This is a genomic window from Acinetobacter sp. YQ_14 (genome assembly GCF_043102985.1).
Classification (GTDB): Bacteria; Pseudomonadota; Gammaproteobacteria; order Pseudomonadales; family Moraxellaceae; genus Acinetobacter; species Acinetobacter venetianus.
This window is the reverse complement of the sequence record NZ_JBICJJ010000004.1, coordinates 100,783-117,529: the sequence shown is the minus strand read 5'-3', so window position 1 is coordinate 117,529 and position 16,747 is coordinate 100,783. Positions and strand designations below refer to the sequence as shown.

The 16,747-nt window shown below is 37.5% G+C and carries 16 protein-coding genes; 6 read left to right on the top strand and 10 right to left on the bottom strand.

Features of this window, described 5'->3' with window-relative positions; genetic code table 11:
• Window positions 1–15 precede the first annotated feature (15 nt).
• Complete coding sequence (locus ACF8D3_RS02850) at window positions 16–246, top strand: hypothetical protein (RefSeq protein ID WP_004880619.1); 231 nt, start codon at window positions 16–18, stop codon at window positions 244–246.
• A gap of 200 nt (window positions 247–446) precedes the next feature.
• Here ACF8D3_RS02850 and ACF8D3_RS02845 read toward each other — a convergent pair whose 3' ends face one another.
• The 4 genes from ACF8D3_RS02845 to ACF8D3_RS02830 form a co-directional block, all read right to left on the bottom strand.
• Window positions 447–674 (bottom strand): hypothetical protein, encoded by a 228-nt coding sequence (locus ACF8D3_RS02845; RefSeq protein WP_004880620.1) that lies wholly within the window; start codon window positions 672–674, stop codon window positions 447–449.
• Window positions 675–1,199: 525 nt separating this feature from the next.
• Window positions 1,200–1,814, bottom strand: coding sequence for a MarC family protein (locus ACF8D3_RS02840; RefSeq protein WP_392470138.1), 615 nt, complete (start codon window positions 1,812–1,814; stop codon window positions 1,200–1,202).
• Window positions 1,815–1,901: 87 nt separating this feature from the next.
• Window positions 1,902–3,080, bottom strand: a complete 1,179-nt coding sequence (locus tag ACF8D3_RS02835; RefSeq protein WP_392470016.1) for a hypothetical protein — start codon at window positions 3,078–3,080, stop codon at window positions 1,902–1,904.
• A gap of 177 nt (window positions 3,081–3,257) precedes the next feature.
• Window positions 3,258–3,569 carry an ethanolamine utilization protein EutQ gene (locus tag ACF8D3_RS02830; RefSeq protein WP_050934463.1) on the bottom strand — a complete coding sequence of 104 codons (312 nt, stop codon included), beginning with the start codon at window positions 3,567–3,569 and terminating at the stop codon, window positions 3,258–3,260.
• 222 nt (window positions 3,570–3,791) lie between these two features.
• Here ACF8D3_RS02830 and mutS point away from each other — a divergent pair, with 222 nt between their 5' ends.
• The 5 genes from mutS (at window position 3,792) to ACF8D3_RS02805 (ending at window position 9,401) form a co-directional block, all read left to right on the top strand.
• Window positions 3,792–6,431 (top strand): DNA mismatch repair protein MutS, encoded by a 2,640-nt coding sequence (gene mutS / locus ACF8D3_RS02825; RefSeq protein ID WP_392470012.1) that lies wholly within the window; start codon window positions 3,792–3,794, stop codon window positions 6,429–6,431.
• Window positions 6,432–6,544: 113 nt separating this feature from the next.
• Window positions 6,545–7,087, top strand: a complete 543-nt coding sequence (locus ACF8D3_RS02820; protein ID WP_392470136.1) for a GNAT family N-acetyltransferase — start codon at window positions 6,545–6,547, stop codon at window positions 7,085–7,087.
• A gap of 324 nt (window positions 7,088–7,411) precedes the next feature.
• Window positions 7,412–7,741, top strand: a complete 330-nt coding sequence (gene fdxA, locus ACF8D3_RS02815; RefSeq protein WP_004639922.1) for a ferredoxin FdxA — start codon at window positions 7,412–7,414, stop codon at window positions 7,739–7,741.
• Window positions 7,742–7,873: 132 nt separating this feature from the next.
• Complete coding sequence (locus ACF8D3_RS02810; protein WP_392470008.1) at window positions 7,874–8,587, top strand: peptidase M15; 714 nt, start codon at window positions 7,874–7,876, stop codon at window positions 8,585–8,587.
• 145 nt (window positions 8,588–8,732) lie between these two features.
• Window positions 8,733–9,401 carry an O-methyltransferase gene (locus ACF8D3_RS02805; RefSeq protein WP_061517580.1) on the top strand — a complete coding sequence of 223 codons (669 nt, stop codon included), beginning with the start codon at window positions 8,733–8,735 and terminating at the stop codon, window positions 9,399–9,401.
• A 119-nt stretch (window positions 9,402–9,520) separates the two neighbouring features.
• Here ACF8D3_RS02805 and ACF8D3_RS02800 read toward each other — a convergent pair whose 3' ends face one another.
• The 6 genes from ACF8D3_RS02800 to ACF8D3_RS02775 all read right to left on the bottom strand — a co-directional run bounded on the left by ACF8D3_RS02800 (window position 9,521) and on the right by ACF8D3_RS02775 (window position 16,643).
• Window positions 9,521–10,363 (bottom strand): universal stress protein, encoded by an 843-nt coding sequence (locus ACF8D3_RS02800; RefSeq protein ID WP_392470005.1) that lies wholly within the window; start codon window positions 10,361–10,363, stop codon window positions 9,521–9,523.
• A gap of 121 nt (window positions 10,364–10,484) precedes the next feature.
• A complete protein-coding gene (locus ACF8D3_RS02795) occupies window positions 10,485–11,099 on the bottom strand; it encodes an acyltransferase (RefSeq protein WP_392470002.1) in 615 nt (204 codons plus the stop codon).
• Window positions 11,089–11,691, bottom strand: a complete 603-nt coding sequence (locus tag ACF8D3_RS02790; protein ID WP_023012383.1) for a YigZ family protein — start codon at window positions 11,689–11,691, stop codon at window positions 11,089–11,091. The genes ACF8D3_RS02795 and ACF8D3_RS02790 overlap by 11 nt, the downstream gene beginning before the upstream one ends.
• 94 nt (window positions 11,692–11,785) lie before the next feature.
• The gene (locus ACF8D3_RS02785; protein WP_007479993.1) at window positions 11,786–12,973 is read right to left on the bottom strand and encodes an HlyD family type I secretion periplasmic adaptor subunit; all 1,188 of its coding nucleotides are present in this window, start codon (window positions 12,971–12,973) and stop codon (window positions 11,786–11,788) included.
• Complete coding sequence (locus ACF8D3_RS02780) at window positions 12,970–15,111, bottom strand: type I secretion system permease/ATPase (protein ID WP_392469998.1); 2,142 nt, start codon at window positions 15,109–15,111, stop codon at window positions 12,970–12,972. The genes ACF8D3_RS02785 and ACF8D3_RS02780 overlap by 4 nt, the downstream gene beginning before the upstream one ends.
• The gene (locus ACF8D3_RS02775; RefSeq protein ID WP_007479991.1) at window positions 15,108–16,643 is read right to left on the bottom strand and encodes a TolC family protein; all 1,536 of its coding nucleotides are present in this window, start codon (window positions 16,641–16,643) and stop codon (window positions 15,108–15,110) included. Before ACF8D3_RS02775 ends, ACF8D3_RS02780 begins: the two co-directional genes overlap by 4 nt.
• Between the last annotated feature and the right edge of the window lie 104 nt (window positions 16,644–16,747).

Below are 16,747 nucleotides of genomic sequence, written 5' to 3'. Positions count from 1 at the left end.
GTGGAGACATGAAAAATGAACAATCGACGTGATGCTATTCTTGGCTATGCTGATGAACAACATGCTTACTTTATCCGTCTGATCGAAGACAATAATGTTCTTGGTAATAGCTATGGTTTATTTTGTGAAAGTCCAAATAGTGAAGCAGCAGAAAGTATTATGACGACGCTCTTCTTAAAAAAATCCTTTTGGTTAAATGGTTCAGAATTTAACGATATTGTTAAAGGACTTAATCTGATTAGTTAGTCAAAATTTAATTTATTGCTCTAGTAAAAGCACTGGTTTTAATTCTGTAAGGATTCAGATTATTTTATCTTCCATTAAAATAAATCAAGAAAATCTTGATAAAAATACTGAACAATACCTTTAAAATAATAATTATATTCAGTTATAAAAAATCCACCTATTAAACAATAGGTGGATTTTATTTTCAAATTCAACATTTTTTAAATAAACCTTTTATCATCCACAGCTGAGACCAAACGATAAACCTTACCATCTTCTTCATTTTCAAAAAGTAAATCCATATTCGGGAAAAGAACTTCACCTTCAACTTCAATATGCTCTACTCTTTTGAAAAATGGCAGATCATGATCCTCAAAATCATTTAGCTGTGCCATTACAATAGATTCATTCTCTTCTTGATCCTTAATAATTACCGTGACTCTTTCCATAATACCCTCACAAAGTGCCTTTTATAAGACTATGGGAAAATTTATGAAGATTGTCGACCTAATCGTTGTAACAAGAGTTATAAGTATTATACTTTTATTAATTATGCTGCTAACACACTGAAATTAGCTGATTTAATTATCAGTTTATTTACGTTCTAGTTACAATTAATTTGTAAAAATTAAAATATTTCAAGAGTGATGAATTAAAGTAAAAATCAAAGTTCAGCAACTTGTATATAATTGAGCACATGCAAACTGCTCCAATTTGACAGGGAAATCCATACGCCAAGAGAAAAATGCCCAATCTTTAACCACCACATATTAGCCATTAGTCTTGGTACACTCATCAAGCACTCCATTTATTGATAAAGTTAGCGCACGGTTTGATACACCTACTATGGTGCCGCATATGAGTTCAACTTGTGTGCGGCATTTTAATTTAATCACAGTCAATTGTTCGTTAAAAAAGCATAAGTCTCATAGCGAATAAAGCACAACTATTTCATCAACTAATTTTGAATTGCCTCACTGCTGCTCGATTAATCTAATAACCCCTGTAACAATCATATCTATGGCAATTGTGCCGATCAGCAAAGCTGCCAATCGACCAGCAATATCAAAATAGCGATCAATATGCTTTGCATGTTTATATCTCAAATGATCATGCGGAAACTTCATTAAAATTAATATACTGCATGACACAAATAGCGTAAGCCCAATGACTGCTGCCGCCTCTAAAAGATTCATTTTCATACCAGCGACAACGGCTGCACTAATCGTTCCTGGACCAATCATAAACGGCATCGCAATTGTGCCAGCTAAATGTTCAGGTGCTCCTCTCATTTCACCAATCGTGTCCGCACCTTGAAATACGAATCGGTAACCAATCACTAAAAAGATGAGTCCACCAAAAATTTGAAATGATTCAAATCGTACATTCAAATATTTATTAAAGATTGCCTCCCCACCCCAAGCAAAAAGAATGAAAGCAAGATAAGCAATCAAAGCACCTTGTATTAACCCTTTATTGAAGCTCTTTGTCTCCGTATGGCGAATAAGACCAATCATGTAGACACTCATGAGAAAAGGATTCAATAATGAGAAAAATAAAATAAAAGTATGAATATATGGAGAAGTCACTGCTTTCATTACCTAAAATTTTTCAAGAGGCAGTCAAACCTCTTGAAAATTGTTGACGGAACAAGGTTAAAAAATTAAAAGCGCCCTTTAAAACGTATAGGTAAAAATGACATTCGCTAGCTTATTCCATTTATTGTCATCACCTGCTGCAAATGAATCAGCATTACCGCCAATAAATACATCATTTTTACTCATGACATATTCTGTATAAACAGCAATATTCTTATAGTTCCAAGCCGCACCTATGATATTACGTTGTGAATCTTTATATCCTTTTTGGTCTTTATTGAAACCACTTAGCACGAGATAAGGCGTAATGTTCAAGTTGTCTCTCACATTTTTAAAGGCATAATTGACATCAACTGAGTAAAACAGACCTTTATTGGCAATATTGTATTCAGTATCAAATGAACCAAAGGTTGAGTAGTTCGAAATTGGATCTTTATTATCAATCTTGAGCTGCCCACCAGTAAGTGTAATCCCTAAATTCTGATAATTAATGGTATTGAATAAAGACCATGCTTTTCGACTACCATCTTGATTGTTCCGCTTGTTATCAATAGATGAATACCAATAGCTTCCCCCAACTGCCATTTTTAAATCATCATTGTTTATAAAATCGAGATCTTGTATTACTCGCGCTACAAACATATTTTTTTCTTTAAGGCTCGTCATCGTTGGATCATCTGTTTTCACAGCATTTGCTGAATAACGCGCTGTATCGTTATCTGCTGTCCCAGTATAGTTACCGCCATCTCGTGCAAAATAGGCTAAGTCAAACTTGGTAGCCGATGGTAATTCTGCATGATAATTAACACCAAGATTAAGCGTATCTTGCAAACCTAGTGTGTAATTCATACCTGCATAGAAACTACTATCCCAAAAACGGCTGGGACCAAATGGAACGGGTTGTAAACCTAGCGTGATATTGTCTGTTTCATTTAAGCGATAGCCTGCATAAGCCGAAACCAAGGTTGAAAAATCACAAAGGTCTGACCATTGATAACAGCGCCATTGAGCACTACCAAAAACTTTAGATGACTCATACCCAAAATTTAAAATAGCAGCATCAAACTTAATACTATTATCTGGATCAATATCTTTTCCATAATCTTTATAATTATATTTAGCACGTAAAGTTGCCGAAACGGTTAATGCTCCTGTATCTGCTTTTGGATTCCCAAATGTAATTCCAGCAAATGAAGGTGCCGCTAAACTGAAGATAAATAAGCCCGTTGCAACATCACGATAAAATTTTGTATTCATTTACAATTCCTTGTTTAAATAAAAGTATTAAGAAACTTCGCCCTGTTTCTTATTGCACTGTTGTATCAAAAACTTTTCCAGCAGATTTTTGACTCGTGTTTGTTGTTGTTTATGTGCAAATTTCTATTTAATTCAACGCAAAACTTGCACACTGCATCAATTTATGATTAAAAAAAATTAAGAAATACCGTGAATTTCTTTCCAATTACCAGGATGTACGACATAACCAAATAATGCATGACCGCCATAAATGAGTTCTGTACCTTCAGGTATCCATAGCATTTGACCTGGATGAACTTCATATTTTTGACCATTTGCAGTTAATTCAAAGCAGCCTTCAATTACAAAAACCACTTCGTCATAAAGCAAAGTCCAAGAAACTTCTGCACCTTCCCAACGAGCAAAACCAATCCCCATATTTGGAGAAACGTCAGCACCTATCGCTCTAGCCACATAAGCCATTAGTGTACGACTGGGAAATTTCCTCATTACTTTGCTGATTATTTATTCAGCTCTATTAGGATTCCTTTTTGTGAATGAACCTTGTTTTGTTAAGATGCTACGAGTTGGGAACGCATTACAACTGCTTTCATTTTGTTGATTCACTTACGACAACCAAGATCGTTATACTTTCCCATTGTTTTATTTGTATTGGCTTTCTAATAAACCAAATACTTTCAAGTTTCATCAATACCTAAGGATTTAACACGCATGAAAAGTGACACAGTTATGGCTGATCTTTCATCTCTTACGCCGATGATGCAGCAATACACCACGGTCAAAATGGATTATCCACATGCACTATTGTTCTACCGTATGGGTGATTTTTATGAATTATTCTTTGATGATGCACACCAAGCAGCAAAACTTTTAGGCATTACTCTCACCCATCGTGGTAAAGCAAATGGTGAGCCTATCCCTATGGCAGGTGTTCCCTATCATGCCGCCGAAGGCTACTTAGCTCGTTTAGTAAAAGCAGGTCGTACCGTTGCAATTTGTGAACAAGTGGGTGAAGTGACTGGAAAAGGTCCAGTTGAACGTAAAGTTGTTCGTATCCTAACACCTGGCACACTCACAGATGATGCCCTGTTAACAAGTTATCAATCATCAAACTTAGTCGCACTTTGCATTCAGCAAAATCAAATCGGTTTTGCACTGCTTGATCTCAGTGCAGGTATTTTTAAAGTTCAACAACAAAACTATAAACCAGAGCAACTTTCGATTGAACTGGCTCGTTTAATGCCGAGCGAAATCTTGATCGATGAAGATTTAGTTGATCAAAATATTATTGAACAAATTAAGAAAAATCTTGATTGCCCTGTAACTAAGCGTCCAAATGTTGATTTCAATTTAAATAATGCTCAAAAAACCTTATGTGATCAGCTCTCTGTGTCAACTTTATCTGGTTTTGGTTTAGACCCTTATCCTTTGGCAAAAGCAGCCGCGGCAGCTTTAATCCATTATGCCAAAGAAACTCAAAAAACGGCATTACCCCATATTCGTTCGATTCAGATTGAGCAAAGCACCGACTTTATTGCACTTGATCCGATTACTCGTCGTAATTTAGAAATTATCGAGCCTTTATTTGAACACGGAACGTCATTATTTCAATTGATTAATGACTGTCAGACTGCGATGGGTGGACGTTTGCTTAGTCGCACACTAATGCAACCTCTTCGTGATACCGCAATTTTAGATGCTCGACTGGATGCTACAGAACAATTATTAAAAGGTTATCATGAAGCACCAGTCCGTCTGGTGCTTAAAGAAATCGGTGATATAGAACGTGTACTCAGCCGAGTTGCATTAGGTAGTGCCCGTCCGCGTGATTTAGTACAACTCCGCCAAGCCTGTGCACAAATTCCATTTTTAAGACATGCTTTAGCACCTGTCTTAAAAACGCAAAACTCTAAGCTATTGATGCAATTAGATCATGAATTAGGTGATTTTAAGAGTTTGCATCAACATCTCATGGATGCAATTGTTGAAAATCCACCTGTATTATTACGTGATGGCAATGTAATTGCAGAAGGCTATGATGACGAATTAGATGAATTAAGAAAAATTCGTGACCATGCTGGACAATTCTTGATTGATTTAGAAATTAAAGAGCGTGAACGTACAGGGATTAATACCTTAAAAATCGGTTACAACCGTGTCAGTGGCTATTATATCGAACTCACTCGCGCACAGGCTGAACAAGCTCCTGCCGACTATATACGCCGTCAAACGCTTAAAAATGCTGAGCGTTATATCACACCCGAACTCAAAAGTTTTGAAGACAAAGTGCTTTCAAGTGAATCTCGTGCCCTCGCCCGTGAGAAACTTTTATTTGAATCACTTCTAGATGAGTTACGCCAAAATATTGCGCATTTACAAATGATGAGCGCAGCTATTGCAAATATCGACATATTAGCCAACTTCGCACATCAAGCTCGACTCAACAATTGGGCACGACCAGAATTCACGCCAGAGACAGGGATTAAAATTCAAGCTGGTCGCCATCCTGTAGTTGAAGCTTTGAATAAAGCACCATTCACCCCAAATGATACGTTCTTAGATAGTCAGCATCGTATGGCGATTATCACTGGCCCCAATATGGGCGGTAAATCAACCTTTATGCGTCAAACTGCATTGATCAGTTTACTTGCTTATTGCGGAAGCTTTGTTCCTGCAAAATCAGCCAAGCTTGGTTCAATTGACCGAATCTTTACTCGTATTGGTTCAGCCGATGATTTATCTACAGGTAAATCAACTTTTATGGTGGAAATGACTGAAACCTCTCAAATTCTTCATCATGCAACCAGTCAGTCTCTGGTACTGATGGATGAAGTTGGACGTGGTACCAGTACTTATGACGGTCTTTCTTTAGCTTGGGCATGTGTTGTTGATCTAACAAAGCGTGTGAAATGCTTATGTCTATTTGCGACGCATTATTTTGAGCTGACAGAGCTTGGAAGTGAAGCCGGAATTGATAACTATCATGTGACTGCACAAGAGTTAAATGGCAATCTAATTCTACTACATAAGGTTCAACATGGGCCTGCAAGTCAAAGTCATGGTTTGCAAGTTGCTAAGTTGGCAGGTATTCCAGCCAATGTCATTAAAGAGGCGCAGAAACGGTTAAAAATTCTAGAAAAGCAGCAACACCAGCATTTACAGAGTAGTGTTCAAAATGATTTATTCAGTGCCGTTGAACATGAAATTGAAACACAAGTTGTTGAACGAATAGTTGAAATAGAGGCTCAATCACCTGCTCTTGAATTATTGCAGCAAATTGATGTCGATGATTTAACACCACGCCAAGCCTTAGAACAGCTTTACTCGTTAAAAGCTGCACTAAAATCTTAAATCTTATTTTTATTAGGACAAGTCGATGTATTCGGCTTGTTCTGAATTTCACTAGACTAACTCTTAATGAAAATAAATATCAATAAAATCACTAGACAGCACATTTAAGGAATATAGACATCAAGCTCCAATTTAAAAAATTAGAAATCACAGAACTCGATTTAATTTGGCAACACATCAGTCGGCGCGAACTAATCACACAAATGTACCGACAACAAAAACAACAATTAGAACTCATCGATTGTTTTTATGATGTCAAAAATTGGGATGCATATCATTTAGAAAATGATCCGCCATTATTAAAAATGCTGCATCAACATGGCGCTTTATGTGTCGGCGCATTTGATAGTTCACATCAGTTGATTGCGATTCAAGTCGTCTCAAACCAATATATTGCTGATTATCCAGAAGCCAAACTACTTCAATATTTTTATGTGGATGCCAACCATCAAAACTTAGGGATTGGCATACAGCTGATGCAATCCTCAATCATTTCAGCGAAGCAACTTGGTGCTAAGCAACTGTATATTTCAGCAACACCAAGTAAACGTACTGTTGATTTTTATCTTAAACAAGGTGCGACACTTTTAGAAAAACCTGACCAGCATTTATTTGAATTAGAACCAGAGGATATCCATATGCTCTATACCTTATAGTTGCTTAGCTATCTAAAAAATTAAACATTTATGATTTAACCTAGCTCATCCTATTAACTTCAGCACATATATGAATATACAGTTTTAACTGAAAATAGAAATAAGATTCACTTTCAACTATTTGCCTAATTGACGATCTAACTTATTTATTTTTCTGGCAAAATCTAACCAAGCAAGACAACATCTGCTTTATTATCAAGAAATTAACTTATTTTTCACATGTATAAATAAACAATATCAATAAAAGCAATTGTTTGTTTACCCCTTTTTTGCCTACAATAGCTCATTCCAAACAAAAAACCGTATTTTTAGGTAGCTGTCGCCATGACCTTCGTTGTCACTGAAAATTGTATTAAATGTAAATATCAAGATTGTGTTGAAGTTTGCCCTGTAGACTGTTTCTATGAAGGTCCTAATTTCCTTGTGATCAATCCAGATGAATGTATCGACTGTGCATTGTGTGAACCTGAATGCCCAGCAAATGCAATTTTCTCTGAAGATGAGTTACCTGAGGGCCAAGAAGTCTTTATCGAACTCAATGCTGAGTTATCTGAAAAGTGGGCTGGCAACAACATCACACAAATTGGCGAACAACCTGCTGATCGTGAAGAATGGAACGGCAAGCCAAACAAATTACAATATTTAGAAAAATAATATTGTGTAAAAAAGGCCAGTTTTTACTGGTCTTTTTTATACCTGAATCACACATTTCTTTGCAATTGCATCATTATTAGTGCGTTATTTTGCATTAAAATAAGACGCCTCCAAATCAAGAACTGCCTTTTTATGATGCGAAACAAATTACAGGGTCTATTATCATTATTTATCATCCCTGTGATGATAGTGGGTTGTACCAGTTCGTCAACTAAAATGAATCAAAATCAAGGTAAAAGAATCTACATCCCACAAGAACAAGTAACCTTTACCCGCCCTATTCCAAACAAAGTAGAGCCCGCATCTTATCGTCAATGGTTAGGGCAAGGTGAAAACTACGCACGCGTCCGCGAATACGAACAATTTTTAATGCGCAATAATGTTGCACATATCATCCCAAGTTTTGAACTTTTAAGATCGGCAAGAGATTGGCAAAAATGTGGTCGGTCAGAATACATGGTGCCAAATCGTGAGTTATGGGGTAATTCTCTATCAACTTTACGTGTTTTTAAATATCTAATTGCAGCAAAGATTTTGACTGATTTTGAAGTCACCTCAGTTTATCGTGACTTACCTCTTAATCAATGTGCAGGCGGTGCAAGTTCATCTAAGCACTTATTTAACTCAGCAATTGACTTCCGTATTGGGCCTGAGTACCCACAACCTCAGGACTATGCATATATTGAACAAACCAAATTCAAGCTATGCCAATTCTGGATACAACATGGTCAAAGTTTAGATTTAGGTATTGGCTTATATAGTTCAGGTCAAATTCATCTAGACACTCAGGGCTATCGTACTTGGGGTCCTGATTTGACCCGTAACAGTTCAATGTGTAACTTCTAAAGCGTAGCGTGTAGAAAACTTATCTAAAAAGAGATCATCGAGATCTCTTTTTTGTTTCGATGAACATGAATAATTGGTCAATCAAATTGCACTCTGATTATAAATGTTTAAAATGCAGCTAACAGATTCATAGGTAAACTTGATTATGCAACAAATGTGGACCGACATTGATGAATATATCAATTCACATTTAATTCCCACAGATCCAAGACTTCAACATGCGTTAGACAATACCGATACCCAAGGTTTTTCTAACCATCTGGCTGTTGCGCCTAATCAAGGCATGTTCTTACAAATGTTGATTCAGATGAATCAATGTAAACGTGTATTGGAACTTGGAACTTTTGGTGCTTACAGCACAATTTGGTTAGCCAAAGCACTTCCTAGAGATGGTTATCTTTTGACAGTTGAAGGTCGTGATACCCATGTGATCATTGCTCAAGAAAATATTGACTATGCCAATATGCCAACTAATATCGAGCTTAAAAAAGGTCGTGGCGCAGATATCATGAAGCAATTGATCGCTGATGGCGCTGAACCATTCGATCTGATTTTTATTGATGCGGATAAACAAAGTTATCGTGAATATTTTGAGTTGAGTTTAAAACTTACACACTCAGGCAGCATTATTGTCCTTGATAATGTGATTCGTGCTGGTGCAATTTTGGATGAAAATAATAAAAAACCAAGTATTGAAGGTATTCGCGATGCTTTCAGTGCACTTAAAGATCATCCACAACTTTTGTCATGTACTGCACTGCAAACAGTCGGCTCAAAGGGTCATGATGGCTTTGCAATTGCCATTGTAAAATAGCGATCAAAAAATAATCTTTTATTTTTAGTCTTTTAATATCAAATAATTATATATATCTGCATTGCTTTTCCATATAGTTATCCACAGTTATTGCGGATAACTATATGGAATAAAATGAATCACTTAGCGACTAATAATGGAACATTTGCATTCCTGAAGATTGTAGTCGTAATACTGCCTAAGAAAAATTGATGAATCTTACTATGGCTAAATGCACCAAGTACAATCAACTGAATATCATGTTCCCTTTGATATTCAAGAATATTTTGAGCGACATCACCGTAACGATAAATCGTCACGACCTCTAGTCCTGCATCTTTTAAGTACTTTTCTGGTTCAGTCAACATTTCAGGATGATCACCAACATAGAGCAAATGACATTGCAATTGTTTTAGCAAATCACTTTGGGTAATCCGTTGCAGCATCTTTTGGCAGGTTGGAGAATACTCATAAGCGAAGATAAATCGTCTAGGAGGAGAGAAATGCTCACCAACCGTAATCACAGTACAGTTTGCACCTCGAATAAAGTTTTCTACATTACTCCCAATCGGTTTATTCTTTTCAGCAGCGCGCTCCCCTACACGCCCAATAATCACAACATCATTTTCATTTAGAATATTAAAGCTTTGTTCAAGAAAATCCCCTTTTTCTTGGATTTTGGTACTTGTTAAACCGTACTGCTTTTCAATTTGCTCTGAAATATGCTTCAGTAAATTATTACTATAATCTAGTGCTAACTCACTTTGCTTCTGCTCTAGCTCTGCTAACTCTTTGAGTAGCATTGCATTACTCTCAAAGCCAATCACACCACTAATTTCACCTAAATGATAACTTGCAGGGTAATAGTCCAGAATTTGCAACAGTACTAATTCTCTTTGAGTTTGCCTTGCCACCCATACAGCAGCCTCGGCCACTGCATCAATACAGGGTGAAGAATCAATACATGCAATTACGCGGTTCATATTCGCCTCTCTTTAGGTTTAATACCTTAGGTCTTCTACTTATTTTTAACTTAACACAGATAAAAGCATGGTGGGTTAAATTTATGTATAGAATCTCTTGAGACTTTTTTAATGATTATTCCTATTTACGATAACGAATTAATCGTGCTGGATTTCCAGCAACAATAGAATATTCTTCAACATTTTTTGTGACCATACTATTCATTCCAACAACCGCATGATCACCAACCTTCACACCATCCTTAATGCCCACATGAGCGCCTAACCATACATCACGCCCAATCTCAATTCCTTTAGAGGTGACGGGTTGTTGGTAAATCGGGCGATCTAGTTCCACACCATGATCAAATGCATATAAATGACTATATGCAGCTATACGAACTTGATCATGTAACTTAATTCCAGTCCGTCCACCATCTAAAATACAGTGATGATTAATTGCAACTTCGTTACCAATCTCTAAAGGGCCATGTAAGGTACAATCGGCAGCAATAAAGGTATTATCACCAATCGTTATTTTTCTCCCACGTTCAGCAAAAATATGTGCGAGCGGTGAGATAAAACAGTTATGACCAATTTCTACTGTTTCCATTTCCATTAAATAGGCTTGATACTCGGCTTGCCAAGCTTCTGCCCATTCACGATGTTTGGGTTTTAAGGTCCAATACAACCACGGCATATAATTCAAGCGGTGTTTATGCTGTTCACGATATTTTAAAAGTGGATCATGCGTCATGTGTTTGATCCTCTACAACTTTGATTTCTTCTCGTCCGCGAGTCACATCTTGAAGTTTCAATTTCAAAGGATCAATTTGATGTACCTGAACCCTTGCCTCAACCATAACACCAGTCTCTGTATAATGTTCTTGAAACTCAATTTGTTGCTGCGTAAGCTCGTATTGGATAATCGCCCACTCATTAAATAAGCAGCTAAATACAATTTCCTTTTTCTGAATCAGTTCAATTTTTTCAGCCAACATTAAACATTGACCTGCACAACCACCATAGGCACGAACCAGTCCACCAGTGCCGAGCTTTACACCACCATACCACCGATTAACCAACACAATTACATTAGTCAGTTCATTGCCTTCGATCGTCGCTAGAATTGGTCTTCCTGCTGTTCCAGAGGGTTCACCATCATCATTAAAACGAACATGATGGCCAATCTTCCATGCCCAGCACTGATGCGTAGTCGAGATATCTTTGGTTTTTTCTAAAAAAGCTTTCACTTGTTGTTCATTTTCAACAATCTCAGCAATTGCCTGAAAACGACTCTTTTTAATTTCTTCTTCAAAGGTAACCGTGTTCGCTATGGTGAAAGGCATAAAATAAAAAAATAAGTATAAAAAGATAATTATAACTTTATCGACTGAAATAAAAAATCCTCGCATCATGCGAGGATTTTTTTCATAAGCAAAATTAACGCTCTCGGAGTGCTTCTTTCGCCTTATTAAATGGTTTAAGTAAATAATCCATCACGGTTTTTTCACCAGTACGAATATCAACTGTAGCAACCATACCCGGTGTAATACCGAATGCTTTACCTGATTTATTAAACAATTTATCAGAGTCTGTACGGATATATACACGGTAATAAAACTGATCTTGCTTTACTTCATCTCGAATCGTATCTGGGGATATAACCGTTACCTTCCCGTTTAAACCACCATAAATCGAATAGTCATAAGCAGTTACTTTCACTAAGGCTTCTTGACCCGGACGAATGAATGCAATATCACGCGGAGAAATTCGTGCCTCAATAAGTAGCTTGTCTTCTAGCGGTACAATGGTCATTAACTTACCATTTTGGGGAATTACACCACCAAGGGTTGTTACATCAATTTCCTTAATAACCCCTCTTACAGGCGCTTTGAAAACTGCACGTTGTAGACTGTCACTACGCCCCATAACCACTTGTTGTTGCGTTTGAATATCTGTATTCGCCTTAGACAATTCTTCACGAGCTTTTACATAATATTGGTTACGCGTGTCGTTCATTTTATTTTGTAAATCATTTGCTTCACGTTTTAAACGTAAAACTTCAACTTCACTCGCAGCACCTTTAGCAACAAGAGGTTCTGTCATCACTAACTCTTGTTGAACCAATTGCAAAGCTTGTCGATAACCTTCTAATGATTGCTCTAAATTTTCACGGCGTGAGTGATAAAGTGCCGTTTCTTCTTTAACCAATTTTGGTTCTTTTAATACATCATCAGGAAAAACCAAAGGTGTTCCATTCACTTCTGCACGTAAACGAGCTGCTGTAGCTTGTGCTGAAACCAATAAAGACTTCGACTCACCGACATTAGAAGCAAAACGCGTTTGATCGAGCTGAGCTAAAACTTGACCTTTCTGAACAATATCGCCTTCCTGCACATCGAGCTTTGTTAAAATACCACCTTCTAAAGACTGAATAATCTGTTCTTTGGAAGATGGAATCACCTTCCCTGTACCTGTAGAAACTTCTTCTAAATTAAAAAACCATGCCCATGCCAAGAAAATTGCCAAACCAATACACACAATCCAAATGACAAGTGTTGCACGCGGTAAAGCAGGTTCTCTATAGGTCACATTCATTGAACGGTTATTGACTGGTTGTTCGCTCATGAATCTTCCCCTTTAATAATTTGTTTTTGTTGACCTGCTGATTGATTTAATACTTGTTCACGCGGTCCATCCATGACGACTTTCCCGTCATTCATTACAATAATGCGATCAACTAACTCTAAAACGGCACGACGATGTGTTGCCACAACCAACGTACGATGAGATAACCAACCTTTTAAATGATCAATTAATTGTTTTTCGGCAATATCATCAATTGCAGCAGTAGGCTCATCCAATAACAAAATATTTGGTTGACGAATCAAAAGACGTGCTAAAAGTAATGCTTGCTTTTGACCACCAGAAAAACCAACACCCCCTTCAAGTACTAAGTGGTCTAAGCCCTCTTTTTTCTCCTGTACAAATCCTAAAGCACCTGTCACTTTCAACGCTTTTAAAATATCTTCGTCACGCGCGAGCGGAGCGCCTAAGGTTAGGTTTTCACGAATTGTGCCATAGAACATATGCGCATTTTGGTTTAACAAAGCCGCATCACGACGTACATCCGCAGGATCAATTAAACTAATATCTAAATTATCTAAATGTACAGAACCATTTGCTGGTGATTGCATACCTGCCAAGAGCTGCAACAAGGTTGACTTACCTGCTCCATTACGCCCTAAGATTGCTATTTTCTCACCAGCTTTAATTTTCAGCTGACGAATTGCCAAGATCGGACGAGAGTCCTCTTCCGTATATTGGAACATCACATTCTTAAGTTCATAGTCGCCATTGAGGACTTCTTTATGTACGAGATGTGCTTGATCGGGTTGATCAACTGGCTTTTGCATTAACTCATCAAGACTTTTCTTCGCGACCTTCGCTTGCTGTAAACGTCCTAAAATCCCAGTGATTTGAGAAATCGGCGATAACATACGTGATGACAAAATCGAACAAGCAACTAAAGCACCCGTTGTCATTTCACCTTCCATTACAGCAAAACACCCAACTAAAACGACTGCTGCATAAGTCAAACCTTGAATTTTTTGTGTCCATGCTGTCAATATGCCAACGATCTTACGTTGCTGCATACTAATATCAGCAGATACTTCATTCATGTGATTCCATTGGTTTTGGAAACGAGATTCAGCTCTTAATAACTTAATGTCTTCAATGCCTTGAACAGCTTCAACCAAGATCGCATTACGAATCGAAGATTCGCGCATCCCTTCTTGTGCAAGTTCCGCTAGCTTTTTCTGTACCAAAATACCCGGCAAGATCATGAGTGGTACAACCAGTAACATTACCCAAAATAAGTTGCCGCCAATAATGGCGAATATTACTAAGAATAGGAAGAAGAACGGTAAATCAGCAATTGCACCCATCGTTGTTGAAGTCACAAGATCACGTACACCTTCTAACTCACGGATCTGAGAAATAAAAGTTCCTGTAGACTTTGAACGTTCGCTATTTTTAATTCTCAACGCATGACCAAAAACCCGATCTGAAATTCTTAGATCAGCACGTTTACCAATAATGTCTGAAAGATAAACACGAGCAACACGCAACACGAACTCAAATACAGCTGCAATTAATACACCACCAGCCAGTACCCAAAGCGTCGGTACTGATTGTGAAGGTACAACTCGGTCATACACTTGCATCGAGAAAATAATCGTTGCCAGAGCTAAAATATTTGCCATTAATGAGGCAAACATAATATCGACATAGCGCTTCCAATCTTGTAACACAATTGACCAGAACCAACTCGGTTCATACGGTTTGATGTATTCATCAATACGTGCATCTGGAACTGACTTTTCAGGACGCAGAATATATACATCTTTAACAATATGCTTGAGTGCACCAACCGCAAATTTCTGCGATAAACCCTGATCACCACTTAATTGGACACTAACATTTCCATCTGAGTCAGCTTTATCAATAACACCGACTTGCCCATCTTTAAGCTCGATAATGACTGGCAAACGCCAAGGATTAATCACGTCATTTGTAAACTGAACCTTACAAACATTCAAACCTACCTGCTTGCTCATTAGCAGCAAGATGTCGTCTAAGTTTTGATTTTGATTCCAATCCAACTGTAATCGAACACGTTCTTCTGAAGGTTCTATTCGATAATGTTTGGCAATAGTTAATACCGCTTGTAACCACGGCTGATAGTTTATTTTTGTCATCATGGCTGAACTTCAAACCCCTGAATTGAAATATTATTTAAGTCGTAGGCTTGACGCGAACGTCCTGTGGTCGCAATGTATTGAGCAATACTGTTGTAAATATCATAACGTGCTGATTCTAATTCTGAATTTGCACCGTGAATTGCTTGTTCCGCATTTAATAAATCAACAAGTGAGCGTGTTCCTAATTTATATTGTTCCTGATAAAGCTCTCTCGTTCTTACAGTTGTGGCTTGACGGCTAATCAGCACCTGCATTTGTCGTTGTTTATTTTCGATCTGTTCCCGACTAGTCCGAATCTGATCGAGTACTTGTAAATACACCGCATTTACCTGTGCTTTAGCAGCTTCTTCAGCAAAACTAGCGGCACGAATTTGGGATGATGTTGCTCCTCCTTGATAAAATTGGCTACTTGCTTCAAGCATAATGGCACTATCAAATCCTCCATCTTTATTGTTGTTTGGATTTACACCATGCAATGCCTGACTTAACTCACCTTTAACAGATAATGTTGGATATCGGCTTAATTGAGTCTGTTGTTTTTGTGAACGTGCAACAATGATACCAGCCTGTGCTGCGATCATTTGAGGAATGATATTGAATTGTGGTGCAGCGTAAAGATCTGATTGCTGAACTAAATCCTCAGGAATTGTCCATTTCACATTGCTGGCATCGAACCCAAGCAACGTCGTTAAATGCTGCTGATATTGACCCAGTAAAGATTGTTGAGCAATTAATGCGGATTGTGCAGATTGTAAATAAGATTGAGCTTGTACTGGATCGGCTTGGCTACTAATCCCAGCATTGGCTCGTAAATTGGCCATTTCTTGAATGCGTTTAATCCCAATAATTTGCTGATCTGCAATTTGAATGAGCTTTTTATAACGTTGAATATTAATGATAGTCTGAGCAACATCTAAGGAAATATCATCAATCTTGACTAAAACATTGGCTTGCTCAACTGCCAATTTGGCTTGCTCTGTATTTACCCCAGATTTAACTTTGCCAAAATCATAAAGCATTTGAGTGGCATTTAAGGCGAGAACTTGTTGCCCCCGTGAGGTTTTCTGAGTTAGATCGCCAGTATTTACTCCCCCTGTTATTTGAGGATAATACCCTGCTTTGGCAACATCGATATTGGCATTTTGAGCAGCTAAAGTTGCAAGTGTTTGAGAGATTTCTGGGTTGCGTTGTACAGCAATTTGTACAGCATCTTTCAACAACTTGCGCTGGCTCTGCCATAGTGCAGCAGGAACAACCTCAACTGGACGACCACTTCCAACAACAGGTAAAGCATTCGTTGATGGATTGACCGAAAAATTGCTTAATTGCTGCATATTCGCAGTTTTAAAATCATCACTACTTTTCGGAGCAATCAACTGAGATAAGTTGTTTTTTAAGGAATGGTATTTTTCACTCGGTGTTGCAGCATGTGTGATCGGGACTGAAAACGTTACTGCGTATATCACCCATTTGAAATCTATACATAACTTCCGTGTTCCATCATCTATATCTAAATCTTTTTTAATGCTCATATTCTTTTCAAATTGTTATGTTTTAAAAGCACATTCATTCTACTCATTTTTAAAAGAAAAACACTATGCTCTAAGGACTAATTCCCACTTACTTAACTGTTTGT